This is a genomic window from uncultured Amaricoccus sp., from assembly GCF_937858865.1.
Classification (GTDB): domain Bacteria; phylum Pseudomonadota; class Alphaproteobacteria; order Rhodobacterales; family Rhodobacteraceae; genus Amaricoccus.
In genome coordinates this window covers 1-2,047 of record NZ_CALLYO010000217.1, presented here as the reverse complement: position 1 = coordinate 2,047, position 2,047 = coordinate 1, and the positions used below count along the sequence as shown (strand labels likewise).

Genomic DNA, 2,047 nt, shown 5'->3' with positions numbered 1-2,047 from the left:
GGCCTGGTCGAGAACCGCGCCAACGGCCGGACCGTCATCGCCGCCCTCTTCGCCGCCCCGCGCGGCGCCCCCGACATCCGCCTCTCCAACGCCGCCGCCGACGCCCTCGGCGTCACCGATGCCGCCAGCGTGACCATTACCGCGTTGCGCAGCGAGCCCCGGATTGATACAACCACCAGTAGATCTTCGCGCTTTCGCCCGGCGCGGCCGCCGCGATGACGGCGCCGAGGCCGGGCGGACCGGCACCCCGGAGCACGCCCATGACACCCCGCATCGCCGCCTTCCTGCCCGCCCTCCTCGCCCTCGCGGTCGCCCTGGCGCCACTGCCCGGCGCCGCCTTCGAGAGCAAGGGACGCGAGGCGCTGATCGTCGACGACGCCACCGGCATGGTGATGTACGAGAAGAACGCCGACACCGCGATGCCGCCGGCCTCGATGTCGAAGCTGATGACCCTCTACCTGCTCTTCGAGGCGATCCGCGACGGCCGCGTCACCGGCGACACCGAGTTCCTCGTCTCCGCGCACGCCCAGTCGATGGAGGGCTCGCGCATGTTCGTCGAGGCCGGCACCCGGGTCAGGGTCGAGGACCTCATCCACGGCATCATCGTGCAGTCGGGCAACGACGCCTGCGTCGTGGTGGCCGAGGGCCTCGCCGGCTCCGAGCCGACCTTCGCCCAGCAGATGACCGCCCGCGCCCGCGAGCTCGGCATGGCCCACTCCCACTTCACCAACGCCTCCGGCCTGCCCGACCCCGGCCAGGTGATGAGCGCGCGCGACCTCGTCATCCTCGCCCGCCACCTCATCCACGACTTCCCCGAGGAGTACGCCTACTTCAAGGAGACCGAATACACCTGGAACGGGATCAAGCAGCACAACCGCAACCCGCTGCTCGAGCTCGGCCTCGGCGTCGACGGGCTGAAGACCGGCCACACCGCCGAGGCCGGCTACGGCCTCGTCGGCTCGGCGCTGCAGAACGGCCAGCGCGTCGTCTTCATGGTCGGCGGCCTCGACAGCGAGAGGCAGCGCGCCGAAGAAACCCAGTCGCTGGTGAAATGGGCCTTCGGCGCCTTCGACCCGATCAGCTTCTTCGCCCGCGGCGAGCGGGTGGCCGAGGCCGACGTCTGGCTCGGCACGGCGAAGACGGTGCCCCTCGTCGCCCCCGCCGACCTGCGCATGCTCGTCCCGCGCGAGGCGCGCAGCGGCGTCAAGGCGCGCGTCGTCTACCGCGGCCCGGTCGAGGCCCCGATCGCCGAGGGGCAGAAGCTCGCCACCCTCGAGGTCGAGGTCCCCGGCCACGAGGACGTGCGCTTCGACCTCGTCGCCGGCGCCGCCGTGCCGCGCGGCGGCCTGCTCACCCGCATCGGCGCCGCCGTGCAGCTCAGCCGCGCCCAGGCGCTCGGCCTGCTGCCCGGTCGCCGCGCCGCCGAGAGCCCCGAGACGGTGACGCAGTAGCGAACGGGACTCCACTTCCCCCGCCCGGACATGCTCTAACCTCCGGCATGACGGGACGCTTCATCAGCTTCGAGGGCATCGACGGCTCCGGCAAGTCGACCCAGATCCGCGCCCTCGCCGCAAGCCTCCGCGCCGGCGGCGCCGAGGTCGTCGAGACCCGCGAGCCCGGCGGCGCCCCCGGCGCCGAGCTCATCCGCACCCTCCTCGTCGCCGGCGACACCGGCCGCTGGTCGCCAGAGACCGAGATCCTCCTCTTCACCGCCGCCCGCCGCGACCACCTCGAGCGCACCATCCGCCCGGCGCTCGCCCGCGGCGCCACCGTCGTCACCGACCGCTTCGCCGATTCGACCCGCGTCTACCAGGGCGTCGCCCGCGCCGACCTCCGCCCGATGGTCGACGCGCTGCACCAGATCGCCATCGGCCTCGAGCCCGACCTCACCCTCATCCTCGACCTCGCCCCCGAGGTGGCGCTCGCCCGCGGCCTCGCCCGCGCCAGCACCGAGGACCGCTTCGAGCGCATGGGCGCGGACTTCCAGGCCCGCCTGCGCGACGGCTTCCGCGCCCTCGCCGCCGAATTCCCCGAGCGCTGCCGCCTC

At 73.5% G+C, this 2,047-nt stretch carries 2 protein-coding genes and 1 pseudogene; all 3 read left to right on the top strand.

All coding sequences use genetic code 11. The features are described from left to right. Positions 1 to 219: pseudogene (locus Q0112_RS05865) on the top strand (hypothetical protein); the annotation flags it as partial. A gap of 41 nt (positions 220 to 260) precedes the next feature. Beyond that, positions 261 to 1,451 carry a D-alanyl-D-alanine carboxypeptidase family protein gene (locus Q0112_RS05860; protein WP_297972699.1) on the top strand — a complete coding sequence of 397 codons (1,191 nt, stop codon included), beginning with the start codon at positions 261 to 263 and terminating at the stop codon, positions 1,449 to 1,451. A 47-nt stretch (positions 1,452 to 1,498) separates the two neighbouring features. After that, on the top strand, positions 1,499 to 2,047 hold a 549-nt coding region (tmk, locus tag Q0112_RS05855), incomplete at its 3' end, for a dTMP kinase (RefSeq protein WP_297972697.1).